This is a genomic window from Streptomyces sp. Isolate_45 (genome assembly GCF_024721315.2).
Lineage (GTDB): Bacteria > Actinomycetota > Actinomycetes > Streptomycetales > Streptomycetaceae > Streptomyces.
In genome coordinates this window covers 1-20,453 of the sequence record NZ_JANFAK020000009.1, presented here as the reverse complement: position 1 = coordinate 20,453, position 20,453 = coordinate 1, and the positions used below count along the sequence as shown (strand labels likewise).

Sequence of the window (20,453 nt, the reverse complement as noted above, 5' to 3'; positions counted from 1 at the left end):
TCCTGCCTTCCTGGCATTCCCCGGGGAGGCAGGACCGAAGCGCTGCGAACGCTCGGCGGGTTCTCAGCGGCCGGGTCCGCCCTCGGAGTCGGCCTCGGCCGCCACCGCGCGCCCGACGTGAACGGCCGCTCGGAGAGATGCCGGGCAGGCGGCCCGCAGCGTGCCGGCGAACAGCGATTGGTGCCCGAGGGAAGTCACTGGTCCGCAGGTCGATAGCCGCGGGCGGTCACCAACCCGAGTTCCCGTTCGGTCAGTGGCGGCCCGGTCAGGGGCGGGTGCAGCGGGCCTCGGGCGGCGGCGAGCAGCACACGTGGTTTCACGAGCGTCGTCAGTGGGGCCTGGAGTGAGGTCACGTCGGTGAAGTCGCGGACCATCGTGAAGTTTCCGCAGCTCGTCTTCAGCAGGCGGTTCACGTAGGTGGCCAGGATCCTGTCCTTTCGGCTCGGCGTGCCGCCCCGGACCTGCGGGTAGAAGACGTCCTGCCCCATCGCCAGGTCCCAGGCCGCGGCAACGGGCTTGGCCACCGCCTTCTGTATGCGCCGGGAGAGGCGGGGCGTGTCCATCTCGTTGGCCAACATCACGTTCCGGAGTGCCAGTGCTGATTGCGCGCCCACGGACATGCCGTGCCCGTAGGTGGGGTTGAACGCGGCGAGGGCGTCGCCCATCACGACGAATCGCTCCGGCCAGTTCTTGAGGTGCTCGAAGTACCGGCGCGTATTGCGGGTGCTCCGGTTGATCGCCACGCCGGTCAGAGGCTCAAGATGAGAGATGATCTCGCCGATGATCGGGTGCCGGAGGCCGCGGGTGAACGGCTCGAAGTCCTCGACGACCCCCGTGGGCTCGCCTCCTCTGGTGCCCAGTGCCGTGACCAGCCATGTGTTGTCTTCGATCGGAAGGATACTGGCCCCCTGCCCGGGCCGCCCGAGACGCGGATCCGACTGGACGCTGACTATGGGGAAGGCGTCGGCTCCTTCGGGCGCGCGGAAAAGGCGTGTCGCGTACACGAGGCCGAGGTCCAGTGATCGCTCGGGGGCGGATCCCACCCCCAGCTCCTGGAGGTATTGGGGTGTGCGTGAGCCTCGTCCGCCGGCGTCCACGACGAAGTCGGCCTCCAGGTCCTCCACGCGCCCGTCCGCCCCGCGCACCCGCACCCCGGTGACCACGGCGGCGCTGCCGGTCAGGCCTTCGACACGTGTGCGCTGACGGATGTTCACTCCCCCGGCTCCCAGAACGAAGTGGCGTACGACGGAATCCAGGAGGTCTCGACTGCAGGCGAGGATGAAGTGGGTCTCGGCGTTCCATCGCCGGAACCACCCCTCGCTACTGAATCCGACCATGCCGGTGGGAATCGGGATCCGGTTCGCGCCGGCCGCCAGCCAACGGTCGGTCACCCCGGGCAGGAGCGTCTCGGCGGCGAGTACGCCGCCGCTCCAGAAGGTATGGGCGTGTCGGGCCTGGGGAAGCCCCTTTCTGGGGAACGGGCCGTCGGGCAGCTCATCGTTCTCGACTATCAGGACTTCATCGGTCACTTCGCGCAGCGCGGCCGCTGCCAGCATCCCTGTGATACCCGCGCCGATGACGATGGCCCGCCGCTGTGTCGATGTGGGGCGGGTGTTGCCGGGGTTGGTCATGTGACAGCTCTCTGGTGGGCCGCCGCTGGGGCGGGCTGCGTCAGCGTCATGGTGCCGAACTCGCGCAGGCGGACGGCGGAGCGGAACGAGGTTCCTGGTGGAGTGAGCGGATCAGTCGCCGTCAACGCCCACGGGCCGTACCGACGGTCGGTCCGGGTGAAGTCCGCGCGGTCGACCGGCGGGCCGGGCAGGCCCGCGGTGGAACCTCAGGGGGGCGTGGTCGTCATGCACCATCAACACGCCGATGGCGTCGGAGAGCATGACGAGCCCCTCGTCATCGCCCTCCAGCACGCTCTCAACGCTACTGCCGGCGTGACCGTGGGGGGAGCGGGGCAAACCGGCCAACGCCGCGAGCACCATGGAGACGTGCCGGGCCGACTCCGGTTTGAGCGGGTCCGGGATCGAGGTGGTCGTCGCCTGCGCACAGGGGCTCGTATCCCGCTCGAGAGAGGAGTGGAGCAGTCTGAGGCCGTCACGGATGAGGATGGTCCTGCGCAGGTGCCTGATGCTGAGGGAGGACCACCAGGGAATGCCCACCGCTCCGTACGGCGTCACGGCCCGCATGGTCAGCCATAGGGGCCGGAGCCTTCTGTATTGGGACCATCGGTGCCATCGAATGGCCAGGCTTTGACTGACGGACGGAAGCACGAGCCCGATGGCCTGGGTGAGCGTGGCCAGGGAGGCCACAGTCGGGGCGACGGTCGTACTGATGCCGTCCCAGTCGTGGCCGGTCCACCGGGCGGCAACGGCGAGGAGTTTGCAGGCATCCCATGTCAGGCTCAGGAACGATCCGGCCACGATGAGCACCAACCCGATGCGCAGGAGGCCCGGGACCTCGCGTGCCCAGCGCCAGCACAGGACGGCCAGAGTCAGGGTCGACAGCGCGTGCCCGGCGATGTACAGGACGATCATTTCCCGGATGTACGGGGCATTGGCGTAGTGGGTGTCGAAATCGAGGAGGCGCTCCTCGGGTGAATCCCCGAGCGCGAACAGCGTGAACAAGGCAACGATGACGGCCCCGTAGACGCCGATGCACCATCGAGTGGCCGCGCGCCTTCGTTCCTCGGGCCCGCCACGCCACGTGATCATCAGGTTGACCAGGGCCGCGCTCAGCGCGGTGACGATGCCGTAGACGACCGGAGCCGAAAGGTTGGCCATGCCGGTGAGCTCGTTCACCCTGGAGATCGTCGGTGGCGCGGCGAAGAAGAAGACGGCCGAGGCCAGGGGCAGCAGCAATGACACGGCGCGGACGAACGGGTCCCGCCAGTGCCTGATCAGGCCGGGCACCCTCAACGCGAAGGCGAAGGCCAGGAGCGCGGCAAGTACGTAGTAGTGAAGGTTGGTCACGACGTGCACCCCTCGGCTCGCACGTCGCACAGCGGAGCCGGATCACCGGGGAGGTTGATGTCGGCGCGCGGTCCCACAGGAGTGGCGCGGCGTGTTGAGGCGGTTCGATCGACTGCGATGGTGTGGATGGTGCGGCGCGAAACGAGAAGGGCTCTCACGCGGGCTCCCGCGTCGTGTTCGGCCGGCCGGCAGCCGGGATCGAGGACAGCGACTGCGAGATGCGGACGAGGTCGCGGTCCTCTCCGGCGCCTTCCTGAAGGCCTTGTGACGTGGTGATCACTTGACGCTCGGGGTCTGCGCGCAGCGCCTCGACGGCGGCGACGATCATGGCCGCGTCGGCGGCCGCGTCGGCGGCCTCGGGGGCGACTCCGCGGGTGAGTGCGTCGGCGATCGAGCGGGCCCTGAGGGTGAGGTCGAAGTAGGGGTTCAAGGTGAGCAGTCCGTCATGGATGATCGATTCGAGTTGCAGGCGGCGGACGCCCGCCGACGAGAACAGTGGCATCCTGATGGTCGAGGCCGTGGGCGCGAGCCCGCGCAGCAGCCGCGCCAAAGGCCCCAGCTGCCGATAACGGGTCCACTCCCGCCAGGGTTTCCTGAGGCGCTGCACCACGTACGGTATGCCGAAGCCGAACGCGACGAACGGGGCGCTCGCCGCGGCTAACGGACGTGCCAAGTCGGTGCTCAGAACGTCCCAGTTCAGACCGGCCCATCGGGCGCCCACAGCGGCGAACTTGCACAGGTCGAACGCCACCGCGAGCGCGTATCCGGTCACCATGAGGGCCAGGCCCACGCGGAGTTCCCCCTTGACGCTGTGGAGCCAACGCCGGCACAGGTGGACCATGACCAGAACCGATGTGGTGTGGGCCGCCAGGTAGAGGGCGATCATTTCACGCACATACGGTGTGGTGGCGTAGTAGGTGTCGAAGTCTTCCAGTCGCTCGACGGGTGCCTCGCCCAGCATGAACAGGGCGAAGAGGGCAACACTGACCGCGGCGTAGGCACCCATGCACCAGCTCGTGGCCCTCCGGATGCGGTCGGGTGGGCCACCGCGCCAATTGATGATCAGGACGATGCCGGAGCCGGTGCACGCCATGAGGATGGAGTAGAGGAGCGGGGCCGCGAAATTGGGTGTGCCCGTAAGATCGTTGACCCTCATCAGCATCGGGATCGACCCGAAGACGAACAAGCAGGTGGCGGTGACCAGGTATGCCATGACGGCCTGGAGCATGGGGTCGCGTGGATTCCTGAGGAGACTGGGAAGCCTGAGAAGGCTTGCCAGGCAACCCAGCGCCGCGGGTACGTAGAAGCTCAGATCCGACAACGTCAGCCTCGTACGCTTCGGGAGCCGAGCGCGGCCTCTATTCGACCGGGTGTCGTGCCCCGATCAACAGATTCGGCGCCGGTGTCCGTGAGGAGGTGCTGGACCCTGTGTGCCAGCTCCAACCCGTAGCGCTCAGCCTCGGCCTCCTGCTTCTTGTGCCTCTTGGCGGCTGTGCCATCCGAGTTCCGCAGCGCGGGACTCCGACGTCCGGCGACCGACAGCGCCGAACGGACAACGCTCTGCAGATCGGCGTCGTGGTGGAGCAGACGGGCCGCCAGTAATCCCTCCGTCAGACGCATGTGACAGTGACCCAGTTCGAGGTGGCACAGTTCGTGTCCGGTGATGATGAGCTGATGCTCGGCGACGGTCCTCTCCTCCACGAGGACGAGGTCCTGTTCCCCGAGGTTGAGCGCGAGCCCACTGACCGTGCCGAGAGGGAAGGAAATCATGCGTAACTCGATCTTCCTTCCCCGACGTCTTCCCAGCGCCTCACAAAGCGCCAGGCAAATATCCGGGCCCGGAACCGGACCTTCCAAATGGCCGATTTCGCCCGCCAGGGCATCGATCGAATGCCGCATGTCCCATCGTTTGAACATATGCGTTCCCCTGCCCCTGTTCCCCGAAGGGCTAATCCACACAATGCGTCACCGAACGATTCCACGGAATCGAACGAATCGGGCCGGTGACGCCTCGACCCGATGGAACCTGGCCCCGGGCACCACCTCACGGCGAGCCCCCCACCGCACCCGCTTCCCCCTCCATGGGGTTCTCGGCCAGGTAGTCGTCCATCCACTCCAGCAACCTCTGGCGGCCCTCGTCGGGCATCAGGGCCGCGCGCAGGGCGATCCCGTCCACACCGTGACGGGCATAGATGCTTGGCATCCCGGGCGCGGCAGGAGTGCTTTCCGGCGCCTCCCGCTCGCTGTACTCCTGAAGAAGTGACTTCTCGATGACGACCAGCGCGGTATTGAGCGCATCGACGTCCTCGGCCTGGAGAAATCCTGCCGGCCTTCCGAAGAACTTCTCCAGCATGGAGCAGTGCTGCATCGTCGGGCGACGATCTCCCGCGAAGAGAGCCTGAATCTGCTGCCTGGAGGAGCCGCTCCGAGCAGCGATCTCCCCATGCGAATACTTTCGTCCCGTCTCATGGAGGTACGTTTCGTGAAGCAGACGCAACCTCTGCTTGAAGCGCTCCTGAAGATCAGGCTCACCTGCCTGCCTGCCCCGGAGGAGGGCTCGGACCACGTCCACGGGAACGCCTGAGGCCAAACTCAACCTCAATGGATCGAGGACCTCCTCGCGGCCGCGGCCCAATTTCGCCCCCAGGGCCGCGACCCGATCGGAGGTCGCGGCCAACTGCGCGGCGGCTGCCGGTGACGTGGGGGCGGCATCCGTCACGGATCGATCTCCCGGGAGTAGACAGAATGACCGCCCCCCGGCGCTATCTGGAGGACGGAGCCAGGGGGGACGCACACCGAAGACTCTGCCACAACCGTGGCAGGATATCCATGATCCGTATCCCAACCTGCCACGCCTGACGACAGGTTGCTGTTCGACCGGCGGGACCGCGTGCCCGCGACGGCAGACGGCTGGGAGCATCCGTTCGCCGAAGGAGCGACCCTGCGGGGCCCGCCCGAGCAGGGGCGCAGGGGCCCGTGCGGTGGCTCGTTACCGTACGGCGTCCCCGCGCCGGCGTTGCCCGACGCGGGCGATGACGATCGCCCCCGCAGGATCCGTCACGGGCGGCGGGCCGGTCACCGAGCCGGTGGGTGAGGGCGGGCGCCGTGCCGGCGAATGCGGCGTCAAGGAACCGGCGACGGAAGGGCCCAGCGCTCCGGCCGCGGCGGCAAGTGGGGGGAGCGAGGCCCCTGCGGTGCCCGCGACCATGAGGGGAGACGAGTGCCCCCAGTTGGGTACGCGGACCGGGCGAACTGAGTACGTACGCCCATGCCGAGGCGACGGGGCGGGCGGTGCAATGGGGGCATGAGAACGATTTCCACCCCGGTACCTCCGCCCGAACGGGCCCTCCGCTCGCCGTGGTGGCCGGCGGCCCCGGCCTTGTTCACCGTGACCGCGGTACTGGGCGGCACGTGGGGCTACCACTCCTCCCCGATCATCCACGGTGTTCCGTGGCTGGTGCTGCCGTACGTCATTCCACTGACCCTCGTGGCGGCCTCCTGGCGGGCCTCGGCCCACCGGAACACGCGGACCCGCGGCCTGGTGCTGGGCGGGGTCGGCGCCTTGATCGCCCTGATCTACGCGCACGTGGCCACCTTCGTGCTGTGCGCGCTGGCGCTCCTGCTGTGGGCCTTCCAAGGCGGTGGCTGACCCTCAAGGCCATCAGAAGTCCCGGCAGGTCCTGGTGGTTGGAGAACAAGCCGGAGCGGGTGGACCTGATGCGGCCCCGCGAGCCGTGACGAGTCCCGCGGCGTCCGGTGGCCGTAGGGTCGAATCCGGTACCCGAGGAGGACTTTGATGCGCAACGTGACCTACTCGATGAGTGTCTCCCTCGACGGCTACATCGTCGGGCCGGACGGCGACTTCAACTGGACGACGCCCGACGAGGAGGTCTTCCGCTTCTGGATCGACGAGATCCGACAGGTAGGCGTCCACCTGATGGGACGACGGCTCTACGAGACGATGCTGTACTGGGAGACCGCCGACCAGGATCCCTCGACCGGCGAAGCCGAGCTGGAGTGGGCCTCGCTCTGGAATCCGCTCCCGAAGGTGGTGTTCTCCACGACGCTGTCGGCGGTGCGGGGCAATGCCCGCCTGGCCTCCGGAAGCCTGGCGGAGGAGATCGAACGGTTGCGGGCCGAGCCGGGGGAGGGCGACATCGCGATCGGCGGCGCGACGCTCGCAGCCGAGGCGGCCGCGTCGGGTTTGATCGACGAGTACCGGGCCGTGGTCTATCCGGTACTGGTCGGCGGTGGCATTCCGTTCTTCCCCCGGGACGAGCGCCGGGTGGACCTCGAACTCGTCGAGACGCGCAACTTCAGTTCGAACGCCGTCCACCTCCGGTACCGCGTGGCGCGCCGGGCCGCCGTCTAGTGCTCTGACCGGATACGTTCACCGGGTTGCTACGCCCTGCCGATGGTGGCTCAACGCGGCGGCTGGTCCCGCCTTGGTGACAACTCCGGTCCACCAATCCGGTCGATCGGCGGGCTGCCAGGAGACTTCCAGCTCTCGGTGGGTCAGCTCTTGGGCCCTGAGGTGGAGGGCAGCCTGGGCTGACTCAGGGTCGCAGTTGGGGGCGGGGTGATCGAGGAAGCCGTCGGCAATGCCGCCCGGTGCTTCGAAATACACAGCAAACCGCCACCGATCTGGCGTGCGGTAGAGGGCGAGTGTCTTCGGAGTCCCAATCGTGCGCCAGTACGGCTTCCTTCTGCTTCCCATGGAGGAAGTATCGGCAATCGCTGATCAGGCAGCAGTAGCCAGTGCCCGTCCTCCCCAGCGCAGCCCCTTCTCGCTGCGGATGCGGGCGCGTTCGCGTCGTTGGGCGGCGAGGACGTCGGGGTGGCGGGCGTTCTTGTTGCGCCAGCGCAGGTAGGCGTGCAGGGCCCGGGTCTGGACGGTGTGGTTGGGGTGGTTCGAGTTGGCCAGGGTGAACTGCCGTAGGGGTCCGAAGTGGGCTTCGATCGGGTTGGCCCAGGAGGCGTAAGTCGGGGTGAAGCACAGCTCGACCTTGATGCGAGCCGCCCACCTGCGGATTTTCCAGTTGAGGTGGGCGGAGAGGTTGTCGAGGATCACGTAGATCGGGGCGCCGTCCGGGCGGGCGGCCCGGATCGTTTTCAACGCGGTCCAGGTGTGGTCGATGCCCTTGCGGCGCCGGTTGATCCCCCACATCTGGTCATCGCCGACCGAATAGCAGCCGTGGAAGTAGGTGATCCCATGGGTGCGCCGGTAGGTGGCCGGCAGGCGGTCGGGCCGGGTCCTCTCGGCCCAGCAGGAGCCGGCGGTGGGGCGGATTCCCAAAGGCCCGAACTCGTCGAACGCGAACGTGCGGTCCGGCCGCTCGTTGATCGCGTACTCGATCCGGGCGAGCTTCAAGTCGAAGTCGGGGTCCGGGGACTCCTTCCAGATCTTCGTGCGCTGGAAGGAGATCCCGCGGCGGGACAGTAAGCACCGCAGAGCCTCCCGGCCGATCCGGACGGGCCGGGCAGTGTTCCTGCGCAGGTGATCGGCGAGCTTGCGGATCGACCAGCGGGTGAAGGGCTTGCCCAGCACGGTTGGACGAGTAGTGGCCGTCTGGACGACGAAGTCCTCCTCGTCACGGTCGAGAAGGCGGGGACGGCCTCCCGCCCACCGAGGGTTCAGACATGCGAGCCCGGTCTCGTTGAACGTGTGGATCACATCGCGGACGGTGTCCTCGTCCGCCTGGACCAGGCGGGCTATGACCGGGACCGTGCTGCCGCCGGCCGAAGCCAGGAGCACCATCGCCCGCCGGAACCGCACCGAACTCGTGCTGCCCCGCCGGACGATGTGCTGGAGTTTCTGGCCCTCCGGCTCCGCCGATCGGTGGGGCGTTCGGGGTCGTCCGAAAACCCTTTGCTCCCTGGTCCGCCCGCTGGATGGGATGCAGGGGTTTCGGCGGCGGGAGGGGTACGGCTTGGCGGTGTTCGGGTGTGCGGGCCGCGGAGCGGCCGGGGTTCGGCGAGCCGGCCGGGGACCTGGTGCTGGTGCCGGTTCACCCTCAGACCGGGGAGATGTGGCAGCCGCGCACCGGGGTGGTGCCGGTGCCCATGGATGCCGCTCTCCGGGCCGATCTCGCCTTCCCACCGCCACCGGGACCCGGCTGCCGGTGGTCGGCGGGCTGCCGCCGGGTGTGGAACGGGACGACCCGCTGCCTCCGCACCCCGTGGCGCCACCAACTCCGCCGCCGCCAACGATCGTTGGTGATTCAGCCACGATCGTTGGCGGAGCCTGGCCGCAGGCCGATTCGGCAGCGTAGGGTCGCAGCACATACCAGCGAACCTGATCGTCACCTTCAACTCCGGGAGCACAAAGGTGAGTAGGCCCCACCCCCCTCTCAGCGAGACGTTGGCGCGTCTTGACGCGCTGATCACCGAGAGAGGCCTCGACCGTGCCGAGGTCGTCAACGTCTCGATGCTGTCCAGCCGCACCCTGTTGACGGAAGAAGAGGTCAACAGGCTGCTGGCGGGTGAGGAACTTCCGGAAGAGAGCATCAACGAACGCGTCAGCGGACGAGTCAAGATCCTCTTCGAGAAGCTTGTGGCTGAGACGGGAAAGCGGGCTACCGACGTGCGCAGGGAGATCGCCTCTCAGCTCAACCTGTCCCCCGAGTGGGTACGACAGCTGTGCCTCGGGATCAAGGTGCCGGCCATTGAACACGGGGTTCCCCTGCAGGAGTACTTCGAGAAATTCTTCGGCACCGAGGAAGGGTTCCTGTGGGCGACGAACTCACAGCTGGTGAACAGGGCGCTTCAGTCGACACTCATCGAACTCGAACGCGCACCCGACCAAAATCGACCTGAACGCCCCACGAACGACCGCATGCACGAGATCATGGAGGAACTTGGATTGTCAGGGGCCGCTACCCGCACCAAGGCCCTCTCGCATGCGAGAAAGAACACTCTCGCCAAGAAGATCCGTGAGTGGATGGACGAGGACGGCGACGAGTGAGCTCCAGGGCGATGAAGAACCTCTTATCGGATCTCGCCAGGGAGACCGCCGAGATCCTCGAGTTCCCCGCCGAGCCCGAAGCGTTGATGCAGACACTGTGCAGCGTGATGTCCGAGCAAATGCCTGAGAAAATGAGAAAACCCATCAGGTTACGAATTCGCGCGTTCCCCGACAGCACCGGGGCTTCCGGGCTCACCCTGGAGGGCGACAAGTTCATCTTGGTCATCGTGGAACAGCGCACGCATCCGGAGCATCAGCTCACGATCCTGGGGCACGAACTTTGGCACGTCAAGAACGGGGACTGCGGCCATCATGGAATTCCGGTCGCCGCTGCCGCCCGGCGCTTCGGTACGGATGATGACATCCCCTGGGAGGAACTGGTCAGGATCGCGGCACGCTCGGACTCACGGGCCGATCCCAACGTGAAGGCCGAAATGAAAGCCGAGGAGTTCGGGCTGCTCGTCGGCAGTCGATTCCGGTCGTGGCTACCCGGTCCGCGCGCCCGTGACACGATAACCGAGCGAACCCGGGCGGGCCGAATAGCCTCGTCACTCACGGCCAGAAACGGGCCGATGAGCTGATGGAATTGACCGACATACGCATTCCATACATCGTGCCTGCCGCCTTCTTCGTCGTGGCGCTACTGATCAAGCTGCCCACGCTCCGGCGCGCCTTTCGCGATCCAAATGTCCGCTCGACCAGCCTCATGATGTTCCTGGCTACGCTGATATTTCTCTCCATCGCCCCCACCTCCGTCCACAGGATCAACACGTTCATCGGCATCTCGAATGTCGCCGCACCGTGGACATATTCCCTGCTCACCGCCTTCGGCGGCTGCTGCCTCAGCATGCTCATCACCTGGCAGGACGGACCGGGGCCACGGCGTCTTCGGCGCACACGCCGCGTGTGGATCATTCACGCAGGGATAATCGCCGCTCTCTGGATTTCGTTCCTCATGGCGGATGTCCCCAGTGAGCGCATCACGGATCTCGACACCTATTACGCCACCACGCCATGGATGCGGGAGCACATTTTACTGTATCTGCTGGCTCATATGGCTTCGGCCATGGCCGCCGTCAGGCTGATCCTGCCCTGGGTCAAGGAGCTCGAATCGGCCTGGCTACGCATGGGTCTACGCCTGCTTCAGGCCGGCTATGCCTGCGGCCTCGTCTTCGATGTTTCAAAGTTGTGTGCGCTCGTTGCCCGGTGGTTCGGTACCCCCGACTGGGATTTCCTGAGCTTGCGGATCGCCCCCAATTTCGCGTTGCTCAATGGCATTCTGGTCGCCCTCGGCTTCATCCTGCCCCAGGCCGGCCCGTTCCTACGGGATCGCTGGACCGATCATGCGACCTACCGTCGTCTGAGGCCGCTGTGGCAGCTGCTCCACTCGATCGACCCGTCGCCCGTCCCCATCCGGGTTCGCCATTTCTCCCCCCTCCCCCTGCGTCTGATGCGACGACAGACGAACATTCGTGACGGTCTGTTGCTCCTGGCGCCTCATCTTGACGATCAACGTCGCGGTACCGCGTTCCACGCCGCCCTGGAGGCCGGGTACAAGGAGCACGACGCGCGGGGAACGGCCGGTGCGATCGACATCCTCGTGGCTGTTGACCTCTTCCGCACCGCGACACGGCCCGAGGGCGGCGAGGACTCCGCCCCTCTCAGCAGTGACCTGATCAGCGTGGAACCGATTTCGCTTGCTCTCCGGTCCCCCTCACGGATTGAAGCCATTCGCCGGCTCGCAGAAAACAGAAAGAGTAGTCACACCGATGGATGAAGGATCCAACACACCGCGGCGCACGGCAATAGTGGTCGGCGGAGGTATGACGGGCATGCTCGCCGCAGCCGTTCTCGCCGACTTCGCCGACGTCACCATCATCGAACGCGACGCACTCCCCGAAGGCCCCGAGCCTCGAAAAGGACTCCCTCAAGCACGCCACAGCCATCTGCTGTGGTCCGGCGGAGTCAAGGCGTTCGAGGAAATCCTGCCCGGAATCGTCGACAAGCTCGTAGCCCGTGGCGCCCGGCGCATACCGGTCATGGCGGGCCTCGTCTCGAAAGCCCCCTCCGGCCAGTGGTTCCGCCGCTTCGACGCCTGCCGGCACACCAACCTCGTCTGCAGTCGTGATCTGCTCGACGCGACGATCCGCGCGGAGGTCCTGAGGCGCCCCCGCATCACTTTACGTCAGGAGACCGAACTCCTGTCTCTGGAGGGTGACTCACGGCGGGTGACCGGAGTCCGCGTCAGGTCCGCCGGCGCCGAAACGTCACTGGCCGCCGACCTCGTGATCGATGCGAGTGGACGAGGTAGCCAGGCACCGACGTGGCTGGGAAAGCTCGGCGTACCAGCGGTGCGGGAGCGTGTCGTCGACGCCGGCGTCGGCTATGCGAGCCGGATCTACCATGCGCCCGGCACCACCGCCGACGGTTTCCCGCTCGTCAACGTGCAGGCGAACCCCAACGACGCGCCCGGCCGGGGCGGCATCATCATCCCGATCGAGAACAAGCGTTGGATGGTGACCCTCTCCGGCACCCGCGGCGGCCGGCCCTCGAATCGGAACGACGAATTCTTGGATTTCGCCAAGTCGTTGAGCGATCCCGTCATCGGCGAACTGCTCGCGAACGCGGAGCCGGTCGCCGATGTGGTCACCACCCGTAGTACCGCCAACAAGCGGCGATTCTACGAGAAGGCCGCTCACTGGCCTTCCGGATTCGCTGTCCTCGGCGATGCCGTTGCCGGATACAACCCCGTCTACGGCCATGGTCTGACCGTCTCCGCCCAATGCGCCGTCGCACTCCGGGACATGCTCAACAGCCACGAGATCGGTGACCCCGGAACGGCTCGCCGCGTTCAGCGAGCCGTCGCCCGCCCGGTGGGGATCGCTTGGGCTCTGGCAGTGGGACAGGACATCTTCTATCCGGGGGCCAGCGGGAAGCCGCCGACAAGGCTGGAGAAGTTCCTCGCGTCCTTCATCGACCGCGCCGTCGATGCCGGCGCACGCAACCCGCATGCCATGAGCGCTCTGCTGGACGTGATGAGCATGGAGCGGCCGCCCTCCCGGCTGTTCAAGCCCGACATGCTGCGGCACATGTTCACGGGTAGGAAACTTGCCCACCTGACTGCCGCTCCGATCTCCGAGAGCGAACGGAAGTCCGTCACCGCCTGAGGCCCCGGCCGGCGCAGACACCCGAGGGAGGCATCGCCCGGCAGTGACCCCCTGCGCACGCCTCGGCTGGTCGGTGGAGCAGGATTCGGTGTCCCTGCCCCTTCACGGTTCCCGGAGTCGACCCTCACCGTGGCGGCCGGGCCGCCTCGGGAGGCTTTCCGGTATATCCCGCTCCGGTTCCGCCCTTCGGTCCCTGGACGAACGCGCAGCTCAGAGTCCGTTCGACAGAACGGCAGGGACTGAAGGGACTGGATCAGGCAACTGTCTCGCCGGCTGCGAGTCCTCGCTGGGAGCGTGGCGTTTTGAGGCCGACCTTGCGGGGCTCGATGGTGCGCGGGTCGACGGCCTCGCCGGGGGCGCCCTCCTTGTACAGGCCGTTGGGCTCGGCGTCCCGGTCGTGCGGGAGGAGGTAGAAGACGCGGCGTTTTTGCAGGCCGCTGTCGGGGTCGGCCTCCGCCGTGTCGCCGAGTTCGGTGAAGCCGATCATGCGGCCGTCCCGGTAGTAGCGGGGCTTGCCCCGTCGGCGGGGCGTCTTGTCGAGGGCCTGGCGTACGTAGTCGAGTTCGTCGGGGTCCTCCAGCCACACCACTTTGTTCTCGTGGGCGAGATCGCTCGGTTCGAGTAGCGAGCTCATGGCTTTCGTCCCTCCTCGGTCTTGCGTTCCTGTCCGGTGGGGCAGGCGGCCCTGTGCGCGGCAGGTAGCCGCGTACCGGCTATGGGGTGCCGGGCTTGGGTCATGGTTGCTTCCGTCCATCGTAGGGGGCTGGGATTGCTGCGGACAGTACGCCGGGGTCGGTTCACGCTCGGGCTGCCCCGGTCGCCTCGCCCGGCGGGCTCTCCTCGGTGAGGAGGGCCAGGCCCGGGTAGAACTTCTGGCCATTGGATCGGAGCATCTCGCTGGGTGAGGAGATGCCGGCCTCGGCGCGGATGCGGGTGGCGAACGCGCGGGTCGTGGCGGGGCGCAGTCCTTCGCCTTCTTGGCACCAGGTGCTGTAGGCGCGGTAGAGGGCGCCCTGCTCGACTCGGAGGTCGCGGGGTTCGTCGAGGTCGGCGGTCGCGGTGCAGCATTCGGCGAGGAAGCGGCCGATGTGGTCCTCGGTGGTGGCGTATGCCTGGGTGGCGGTGCGGACGACGGTGGGTCCACCCAGCGAGGGTTTGGTCGCGAGGTAGGCCATGGCTCCGTGGACCATCCACTGGAGGATGCCGGGGCCCTCGTCGGCGACGAGTTCTTCGGCGAGGTTGTCGATCTTGCGGTGGTCGGGGACGACCCGATCGAAGGGGATGAGGCGGATTCGGCGCCAGAAGGCGTGACCGCCGGTGCCGACCTCGGGCCGGTGGTTGCCGAGGAGCCACAGTTTGTGGGTGGGTTCGAAGCTGAAGAAGTCCTGGCGCATCCGACGTGCCTTGAGTCGGTCGCCGCCGGTGAGGAGCTTGACGCGGGCCTCGTCGAATTTGTCGTGGGGCTTGAGCTCGCTGCAGACGAACAGTCGACGGCCGTGCAGTTCCGTGAGCTCGGTGCTGTGCTCGTTGAACTTGCCGCGCTCCATGAGGAAGCCGGGCGGGGCGACGTCGGCGTAGTCCCCGAGGATCTTGATGACCACGTCCATGAGGGCGGATTTGCCGTTGGCGCCGATGCCGTAGAGGAAGGGCAGGACCTGGCCGCCGACGTCACCGGTGATGGAGTAGCCGAGGAGCAGGTGCAGGAAATTGATCATCTCCCTGCCCTTGTCGTCGCTGCCGAACGTCTCGGTGAGGAAGCGTTCGAAACGGGGTGTGGGCATGGCTTCGGGGGCCACGTAGGTGGCGCGCGAGTGCAGGTCGCGCCGGGGGTCGGGCTTGCGGAGGTCCCCGGTGCGCAGGTCCACGACACCGGCGGGGGTGCACAGGGCGTACTTGTCGCCGTCGAGGGTGTCGGGGTCCAGGGCGAGCCCGGGCGAGGCCTTCGCCTGGGCGAGCATCGCCTTGACCCCGGAGGTGGACATCGCCCGCTTGCGGTGCTGGTTGAGCTCCCGGTCGGTGAAGACGCCGCGCGGGTCGTGCACGGGCATGTCCTCGGCCATGTCCCCGGCGGCCCAGATGGCGGCCTTCTCGCCACCGGTGCGCTTCCACCGGTATTCGTCCCAGACGTACCAGCCGAGTCCCTCGACATGCCGGAAGCGGTGGTTGTGCAGGTGGGCGAAGAGCTTGGCGTTGCCGCGATCCGTGAGGTTGCCCAGCAGCCCGGACTGAACGAAGTCTCCCGGACGAAATCCGTCGACGACGGCGCCCTGTTGAGCCGGCAGCTGCGGAGTGGCCGAGGGGGCGGCTTCGGCGTTGAAGACGGCGAGCTGCTCGGCCGCGGCGTGCGCGTCGAACCCGGTGCTGCCTGCGCTGCTCATGAACGTCCCTTGGGGTGGATCGGGCGGTTGCTGCCGGCGCGGAGTGCGGAGTCGATGACGAGCCGGTTTCTGCGGCCCCGGCGGGGGCGGGCGGCATCGGCGGCTTCGGTCAGGAGGCCGGCGCATTCGGCCTGCGTGATGTATCCGGCTCCGGCGAGACCTCCAGCGGTGAAGGCGGCTCGGTTGAGCTTTTCGGTGAACGCCGTCCCGGAGGGTGTGGTCGCACAGGCGCGGATCTCGTCGAGGAGGGGCTTGAGGATCCGGTGGGCGGCCGCGTCGTCCGACCGTGTGGGGCGGGCAGGCAGCGGCGCGGGGGCGGGAACAGTCACAGGGGTACCGGTGTGGCCTGTGCGGATGAGTTCGGCGCTCAGCCACAGGGGCAGGATGGCGGGAGTTCGAGCACCGGGCAGTGCCTGGTAGGTCCCTGAGGCGGTGCGGGTGCCGGGCGCGACGACGTAGCCGCCGGTGGCCCGGATGTCGACCTGCCAGGCGAGCGCGACACGGGGGCTGGAACCGCTGGAGGAGCGGTAACGAGGACCCCCGCACGGCACCCGGTACCAGACGTGCAGTCCGCCCGACGGCGTCCGTACGCGCAGGGTCTCGGTGTCGTCCGCCGGATTCGGCTGCGAGCGGCAGGCTGCGAGAAGCGCCAGGGTGTCGAACCCGGAGGCGAGGCCTGACAGGTCGACACGGTCGTCTATGCGGATCCCGGGAAGCAGCCGCTGCCGGTCCGGCAGGACGGGCGAGTGGGCGTCGATGTCGATGACGAGGAGTCCTGCGGGTCCGCAGGAGACCGCGACGCCGAACCCCGGCTCCTGACGCCACCACTTCTCGACCACCCCTTGGTCGGTCGTGGCCGCGTGGAAGCCATGGCACCAGAGGCCCTGTGTAACGCAGGGGCACGTCTGCGGCTCGTGTGACTGCGCGGGAGGTCGACAAGAGGGGCAGTTCGCCGGGGGCGTTTTCATGCCGGGCATCAGCGGGTGTACGGGATAGCCGTGTGCCGCGAACCAGCGTGCCACGCCCGGATGCTGATCTGACACAGCGGGAGCGGCTTGGGTCCGGTTGCCGGAGTGGGCTGGCACGTTCTGCTTCCTCGACAGTTGCCTGGGGTGTGTCTCGGTCCTGGGCGGGCGCCCGCTCCCTCTGACACAGGGACTGAAGGGACCAAAGTTTCAGTATTGCGGAGCCTAGCGCAGCTCATGACACGAACCCCGTAGCCCGCTGGACCGTAGTTACTTTTCAGTCCCTTGAGTCCCTTGAGTCCACGGCCAAGTAGGCACTCTGCAAAGAGCGTGACGGTTTGCTCCTTTGGCGATCCCGGGCGTGGCGCCGCGCTTGCGCGCCAGCCCCTCTCCCCACACCCTCCCTCCTCAGTCCCTCGGACCCTCGGACCCTGCGGAGTCCCGGGCACCCCCGGTCTTCCGCAACGGCCCCTCCCGCCGCACCCTCGACCAGGGGCTGGACTCCCATCGGACCCTTTCGGTCCCTGAGTTCTTCAGTCACTACGAAACCTGCTGGTCAGGGCTGTTCTCGGCTAGCAACAGGGACCGAAGGGACCGAATTTCCTAGTTATGACTCAACCAGAGCACAGGCTCCTTACGCGCTCGCACATACATACGCGCACACGAAGGCTGGAAGTAGTGAAACTGAGTCCCTTCAGTCCCTGACTCAAGGATGAGATTGCCCTGACCTGCAGTTTTAGGCAGGGACTGAAGTCAAGCGAGAGGGAAGGGACCAAGAGCGGCATCGGACCCTTTGCCTTCACATGCACCGGAAGCCCATGGATCCTTCAGTCCCTCAGCCGCAAGGTCGAGGAGACCGGCGGCATCGTGGTCGAGGGCGACCGCCTCACCGACGCCGAGCACCTCGCACAGCTGGGTGACGTCGGCGAGCACGAGACGTTCGTCGTCGACCCGCGAGAGCTGCTGACCCGTTTCGCGCCGAAGGGGTAGCCGTGCCCGTCCCGTTCGAGGCGATCGCGCACTTCTTCACGGAGTTGGAGCACACCGCGTTCCGGCTGGAGACCCGGCGCGGGTAGGACTAAGACCGGCAGGGCGACCGGTACCGGGCGTTCATGCGCGGGATCGACCTCCGGCCGGAGCCCGGGGAACCCCGTGGAACGTCAACGTCCGAAAGAAGGCCGCACCGGGCGCCCAGTGCGCCGGGGTCCGGATCGTCGACGATCCGCCCACGGACGGGCAACGGTTCCTGATGGCCAGTGCGGCCTGCAACACCGGTGCGGGCGAGGACACCAGGGTCCTGGCCCGTGCGGAAGCCGCACGGCTGGAACTGCCGGACTGAGGCGGGCCTCAACGGGAAGGACTTCGCGGCCCGCCTCGGATGGCAGCGTTCCAAGGTCTCCCGGCCGGAGAGCGGCAAGCAGACCGCCACTGAGACGGACACCGACGCGTGGGCCGCCGCCGCGGGAGCCCCGCAACGGGCCGCGGACCTGAGGACTCGGCTACGGAGCCTGGAGTCACAGCAGCGTTCTTGGCGACGGCAGCCGGCGGCCGGGTGGCTGGACGCCCCTGACCGCCCGGTCGGCTGCTGAACCCCGGGGCCCCTGCACCTTGCGGGTGCCCTCGACCGGTCGGGGTCGTGCTCGCTCGTCATCGGTTCGATTCGGTCGGCCTGCGCGGCGCAGGCGCGAATTCCTGTGTGGTGCGTCCGTCGCGGCGGTTTTACCCACGCCACCGTGGCGGCGAGGCGGGCGTCCCGGAGGTCGTCGCCGGCCGAGGCGGGGGTCTACCGTCCGTACGTGAGCGCGGCGTAGGCAGTGCGGGTCCTGGGCGGCTTACGGGTGCCAGGTGGCGGGGCCGCCGCCACGCCATTCGATGAGGCCTTCGCCGTACGGGGCGGCGTCGTCGGGGTCGATCCCGGCGCGGCGCAGGAATTCGAGGACATCGGCAGGGCCGAAGGCGCGGCCGAGCATCCGTCCGTCGACGCGGACACGGCGCCCGCCCTGTTCATCGGGCGGGTGGACGACGACGCGCAGTTCGTTGGCGGTCATGTCTCCACCCTGAACGCACCGGTTCATTCGAGCATGCCGAGGGCGGTGTCCGGGCGGCAGTGCGGGCAGGCCGGAATCCCCTCGGCGAGGGCGCGCCGGACCGCCTCCCAGGTCGCGGGCTTGCAGCGGCTGCGGGTGTCCCAGCAGGTTCCGGCGTGCACGCGCACGGCGGGACGGCCGGTCCCGATGCCGTGCTCGACCAACCACTCCGGCCGCGGTGGAGCGGGCGACTGCGCCGCGGTGGACGCTTCGCGGCGCTCCTCGGCGGCGATCCAGTCGCGGGTCCGTCTCAGGTCGTTGATCTGGACCTTTTCCAGGAAGCGCAGGAGTTCCAGGCGCGACGACTGATTATCGGACACAAGTTCGATTATAGGCCAGGGGTGAGGGTTCGAGTCCGATGTTGCGGCGTGTCCGGTGCAGTGCGGGACCGGTCTTGACCGGCCGGCGGCTCGGGGACTCTGCGCGGGAGCGGACGGGGCAGGACCCGTCGGTGTGAGGCCCCGAAGCTGGTGGCCCGGACACCGAGCGGCATGATCTCCGACTCGGCCCCTGTCTTCATCGAGAGGCTCTGCGCGTCGTCCCGGTCCGACCGGGCGATGGAGCCCGGCTCGCTGTCGGCAGAAAGCCCTCGACAACCGGACCGAGGTCGTCGCAAGCCACATGGGCACCGCTGAAAGGCAACGCGTCCGGCGGCACGGAACCGGTCGAGCACCGAAGCTGCCCGGCCTGCTCGTCGTGCCACACCTAGAACGTCGCCACCCCGAAGACCCCCAGATCGCGAATGCGTTCCCGGATGGCAGCAGCAGTCCGCTCGAAGGCAGCCACCACCTCGGCGACGGACAACGAAATCCTGTCCTCGTCCGTCGCACCCAGGGACCAGGTGTTGGTCTCCCGCTCCACCCGCCGGTCGGCCGGCTCCAGCACCAGGGGCTCGGCCGCTATCTCGGAGATCCACGTCAACAGCACCGGAGCAGTATCCCTGCGCAGTTCGGCTCGACCCGTCCGTCCCTGGCAAAGCGCCGCGGCATGCATTACCCCAGCCTCGTAGGTCCCCAGGCCCCCGGCCCCCACGTCAGCAGGTCAGCAGGTCTCGGGCCGCCCTCCCACAGACGCGGACGGAAGTCCTCGGAACAGGAGCCCCTCTTCGACCGGGGGTAATCCGGCATCCCGCACACCCACCCCAAACCGGTATATCTGGTTACTTTCGGTGAGATTCAGGTGGTTCCGGGGTGAGCCGTCCCATAGGACCCACGTCACACACGAGCCCGGATAGTAGACGCAGAAGGCCCGTACGAGCGCATCGCATCCGACTCCCACCTGCACGGATACCCCCGGGCTCGTGGACGGGTCGGGGGGCCCGGGCTGCGAGGGCGGGTAGTAGGTGGGCTCGTTGCCAGGCCGGTGGGGCGTCGGTAGAACTGGATGAGTCGCCGAGCGGCACGGGTGCTCCACCCGCCGCGGACGAACCCCTCTCCAGCGCGTGAAGGGATCACGCATGCCGTTGGCATGCCGCGACCGCCCTCGTCCCCTGTGGAAGGTTCCTCCGTGTCGAACACCGTCATCCGCCGCATCGCCGCCTCGAAGAAGGCCCTCGCGGGTACCGTCGTCGCCCTCGGTGTCGCCGGTTCGATGCTCGCCACGGTTCCCGCCCAGGCGGCTCCGACGAGCGCCAAGGCGATCGCGCAGCAGATGATCAAGGACCCGGCGCAGTTCGCGGCGTTCAACAACATCATTTCGCGTGAGAGCGGCTGGAACCACACCGCGACGAACTCCTCCTCGGGCGCCTACGGCCTCGTCCAGGCCCTCCCGGCCTCGAAGATGTCCTCCGCCGGCTCCGACTGGAAGACCAACCCCGCCACCCAGATCAAGTGGGGCCTGGACTACATGAACTCCCGCTACGGCAGCCCCGTCGGCGCCTGGAACTTCTGGCAGACCCACCACTGGTACTGAGCC

Annotated in this window: 20 protein-coding genes and 2 pseudogenes; 10 read left to right on the top strand and 12 right to left on the bottom strand. The window is 67.7% G+C overall.

The window, feature by feature from the left end; translation table 11 throughout:
* Positions 1–194: 194 nt before the first annotated feature.
* From NOD94_RS05215 to NOD94_RS05195, 5 genes are all read right to left on the bottom strand, one after another.
* Positions 195–1,631 carry an FAD-dependent monooxygenase gene (locus tag NOD94_RS05215; RefSeq protein ID WP_281204503.1) on the bottom strand — a complete coding sequence of 479 codons (1,437 nt, stop codon included), beginning with the start codon at positions 1,629–1,631 and terminating at the stop codon, positions 195–197.
* Between the two features lie 111 nt (positions 1,632–1,742).
* Positions 1,743–2,978: an MAB_1171c family putative transporter gene (locus tag NOD94_RS05210; protein WP_281204502.1), complete on the bottom strand. Its 1,236-nt coding sequence runs from the start codon at positions 2,976–2,978 to the stop codon at positions 1,743–1,745.
* 154 nt (positions 2,979–3,132) lie between these two features.
* Positions 3,133–4,299 carry an MAB_1171c family putative transporter gene (locus tag NOD94_RS05205; protein WP_348652316.1) on the bottom strand — a complete coding sequence of 389 codons (1,167 nt, stop codon included), beginning with the start codon at positions 4,297–4,299 and terminating at the stop codon, positions 3,133–3,135.
* 2 nt (positions 4,300–4,301) lie between these two features.
* Entirely contained in the window at positions 4,302–4,748 is a 447-nt protein-coding gene (locus tag NOD94_RS05200) for a toxin-antitoxin system, toxin component (RefSeq protein ID WP_281204500.1), read from the bottom strand.
* 274 nt (positions 4,749–5,022) lie between these two features.
* On the bottom strand, positions 5,023–5,697 hold the full coding sequence (locus NOD94_RS05195; RefSeq protein ID WP_281204499.1) for a helix-turn-helix transcriptional regulator: 675 nt from the start codon (positions 5,695–5,697) through the stop codon (positions 5,023–5,025).
* A gap of 585 nt (positions 5,698–6,282) precedes the next feature.
* Here NOD94_RS05195 and NOD94_RS05190 point away from each other — a divergent pair.
* Positions 6,283–6,627 (top strand): hypothetical protein, encoded by a 345-nt coding sequence (locus NOD94_RS05190; RefSeq protein ID WP_281204498.1) that lies wholly within the window; start codon positions 6,283–6,285, stop codon positions 6,625–6,627.
* Between the two features lie 147 nt (positions 6,628–6,774).
* A complete protein-coding gene (locus tag NOD94_RS05185; RefSeq protein ID WP_281204497.1) occupies positions 6,775–7,350 on the top strand; it encodes a dihydrofolate reductase family protein in 576 nt (191 codons plus the stop codon).
* 369 nt (positions 7,351–7,719) lie between these two features.
* Here NOD94_RS05185 and NOD94_RS05180 read toward each other — a convergent pair whose 3' ends face one another.
* Positions 7,720–8,736, bottom strand: coding sequence for an IS630 family transposase (locus NOD94_RS05180; protein ID WP_348652315.1), 1,017 nt, complete (start codon positions 8,734–8,736; stop codon positions 7,720–7,722).
* Positions 8,737–9,306: 570 nt separating this feature from the next.
* Here NOD94_RS05180 and NOD94_RS05175 point away from each other — a divergent pair.
* The 4 genes from NOD94_RS05175 to NOD94_RS05160 are packed head-to-tail and all read left to right on the top strand — an operon-like array spanning position 9,307 to position 13,109.
* A complete protein-coding gene (locus NOD94_RS05175) occupies positions 9,307–9,942 on the top strand; it encodes a hypothetical protein (RefSeq protein ID WP_281204496.1) in 636 nt (211 codons plus the stop codon).
* 11 nt (positions 9,943–9,953) lie between these two features.
* The gene (locus tag NOD94_RS05170; RefSeq protein WP_281204495.1) at positions 9,954–10,523 is read left to right on the top strand and encodes a hypothetical protein; all 570 of its coding nucleotides are present in this window, start codon (positions 9,954–9,956) and stop codon (positions 10,521–10,523) included.
* Complete coding sequence (locus NOD94_RS05165) at positions 10,523–11,719, top strand: MAB_1171c family putative transporter (RefSeq protein ID WP_281204494.1); 1,197 nt, start codon at positions 10,523–10,525, stop codon at positions 11,717–11,719. Before NOD94_RS05170 ends, NOD94_RS05165 begins: the two co-directional genes overlap by 1 nt.
* A complete protein-coding gene (locus NOD94_RS05160; protein ID WP_281204493.1) occupies positions 11,712–13,109 on the top strand; it encodes an FAD-dependent monooxygenase in 1,398 nt (465 codons plus the stop codon). The genes NOD94_RS05165 and NOD94_RS05160 overlap by 8 nt, the downstream gene beginning before the upstream one ends.
* 253 nt (positions 13,110–13,362) lie before the next feature.
* Here NOD94_RS05160 and NOD94_RS05155 read toward each other — a convergent pair whose 3' ends face one another.
* The 3 genes from NOD94_RS05155 to NOD94_RS05145 form a co-directional block, all read right to left on the bottom strand.
* The gene (locus tag NOD94_RS05155; RefSeq protein ID WP_281204492.1) at positions 13,363–13,743 is read right to left on the bottom strand and encodes a DUF6009 family protein; all 381 of its coding nucleotides are present in this window, start codon (positions 13,741–13,743) and stop codon (positions 13,363–13,365) included.
* 163 nt (positions 13,744–13,906) lie between these two features.
* Entirely contained in the window at positions 13,907–15,487 is a 1,581-nt protein-coding gene (locus NOD94_RS05150; RefSeq protein ID WP_281204491.1) for a phage/plasmid primase, P4 family, read from the bottom strand.
* The gene (locus tag NOD94_RS05145; protein WP_281204490.1) at positions 15,484–16,509 is read right to left on the bottom strand and encodes a bifunctional DNA primase/polymerase; all 1,026 of its coding nucleotides are present in this window, start codon (positions 16,507–16,509) and stop codon (positions 15,484–15,486) included. The genes NOD94_RS05150 and NOD94_RS05145 overlap by 4 nt, the downstream gene beginning before the upstream one ends.
* An 810-nt stretch (positions 16,510–17,319) precedes the next feature.
* Between NOD94_RS05145 and NOD94_RS05140 the strand changes: the two genes are divergently transcribed.
* The 3 genes and pseudogenes from NOD94_RS05140 to NOD94_RS05135 form a co-directional block, all read left to right on the top strand.
* Positions 17,320–17,442 carry a hypothetical protein gene (locus NOD94_RS05140; RefSeq protein WP_281204489.1) on the top strand — a complete coding sequence of 41 codons (123 nt, stop codon included), beginning with the start codon at positions 17,320–17,322 and terminating at the stop codon, positions 17,440–17,442.
* A gap of 193 nt (positions 17,443–17,635) precedes the next feature.
* Positions 17,636–17,791, top strand: a pseudogene (locus tag NOD94_RS41390) (DUF6879 family protein); the annotation flags it as partial.
* A pseudogene (locus tag NOD94_RS05135) lies at positions 17,727–18,005 on the top strand (helix-turn-helix domain-containing protein); the annotation flags it as partial. The pseudogenes NOD94_RS41390 and NOD94_RS05135, both read left to right, overlap by 65 nt.
* A gap of 279 nt (positions 18,006–18,284) precedes the next feature.
* Here NOD94_RS05135 and NOD94_RS05130 read toward each other — a convergent pair.
* The 3 genes from NOD94_RS05130 to NOD94_RS05120 all read right to left on the bottom strand — a co-directional run bounded on the left by NOD94_RS05130 (position 18,285) and on the right by NOD94_RS05120 (position 19,466).
* Positions 18,285–18,500, bottom strand: coding sequence for a hypothetical protein (locus NOD94_RS05130; RefSeq protein ID WP_281204488.1), 216 nt, complete (start codon positions 18,498–18,500; stop codon positions 18,285–18,287).
* Positions 18,501–18,523: 23 nt separating this feature from the next.
* Positions 18,524–18,859, bottom strand: a complete 336-nt coding sequence (locus tag NOD94_RS05125; RefSeq protein WP_281204487.1) for a DUF6233 domain-containing protein — start codon at positions 18,857–18,859, stop codon at positions 18,524–18,526.
* Positions 18,860–19,244: 385 nt separating this feature from the next.
* Entirely contained in the window at positions 19,245–19,466 is a 222-nt protein-coding gene (locus NOD94_RS05120) for a hypothetical protein (protein ID WP_281204486.1), read from the bottom strand.
* Positions 19,467–20,045: 579 nt separating this feature from the next.
* Here NOD94_RS05120 and NOD94_RS05115 point away from each other — a divergent pair.
* Entirely contained in the window at positions 20,046–20,450 is a 405-nt protein-coding gene (locus NOD94_RS05115) for a transglycosylase SLT domain-containing protein (RefSeq protein ID WP_281204485.1), read from the top strand.
* Positions 20,451–20,453 lie beyond the last annotated feature (3 nt).

Bases quoted from the DNA above. Each gene is read 5' to 3' on its own strand.
- NOD94_RS05215 (WP_281204503.1), bottom strand. From the start codon at position 1,631: ATGACCAACCCCGGCAACACCCGCCCCACATCGACACAGCGGCGGGCC.
- NOD94_RS05200 (WP_281204500.1), bottom strand. From the start codon at position 4,748: ATGATTTCCTTCCCTCTCGGCACGGTCAGTGGGCTCGCGCTCAACCTC.
- NOD94_RS05150 (WP_281204491.1), bottom strand. From the start codon at position 15,487: ATGAGCAGCGCAGGCAGCACCGGGTTCGACGCGCACGCCGCGGCCGAG.
- NOD94_RS05185 (WP_281204497.1), top strand. From the start codon at position 6,775: ATGCGCAACGTGACCTACTCGATGAGTGTCTCCCTCGACGGCTACATC.
- NOD94_RS05160 (WP_281204493.1), top strand. From the start codon at position 11,712: ATGGATGAAGGATCCAACACACCGCGGCGCACGGCAATAGTGGTCGGC.
- NOD94_RS05180 (WP_348652315.1), bottom strand. From the start codon at position 8,736: ATGGTGCTCCTGGCTTCGGCCGGCGGCAGCACGGTCCCGGTCATAGCC.
- NOD94_RS05170 (WP_281204495.1), top strand. From the start codon at position 9,954: ATGAAGAACCTCTTATCGGATCTCGCCAGGGAGACCGCCGAGATCCTC.
- NOD94_RS05155 (WP_281204492.1), bottom strand. From the start codon at position 13,743: ATGAGCTCGCTACTCGAACCGAGCGATCTCGCCCACGAGAACAAAGTG.
- NOD94_RS05190 (WP_281204498.1), top strand. From the start codon at position 6,283: ATGAGAACGATTTCCACCCCGGTACCTCCGCCCGAACGGGCCCTCCGC.
- NOD94_RS05130 (WP_281204488.1), bottom strand. From the start codon at position 18,500: ATGACCGCCAACGAACTGCGCGTCGTCGTCCACCCGCCCGATGAACAG.
- NOD94_RS05165 (WP_281204494.1), top strand. From the start codon at position 10,523: ATGGAATTGACCGACATACGCATTCCATACATCGTGCCTGCCGCCTTC.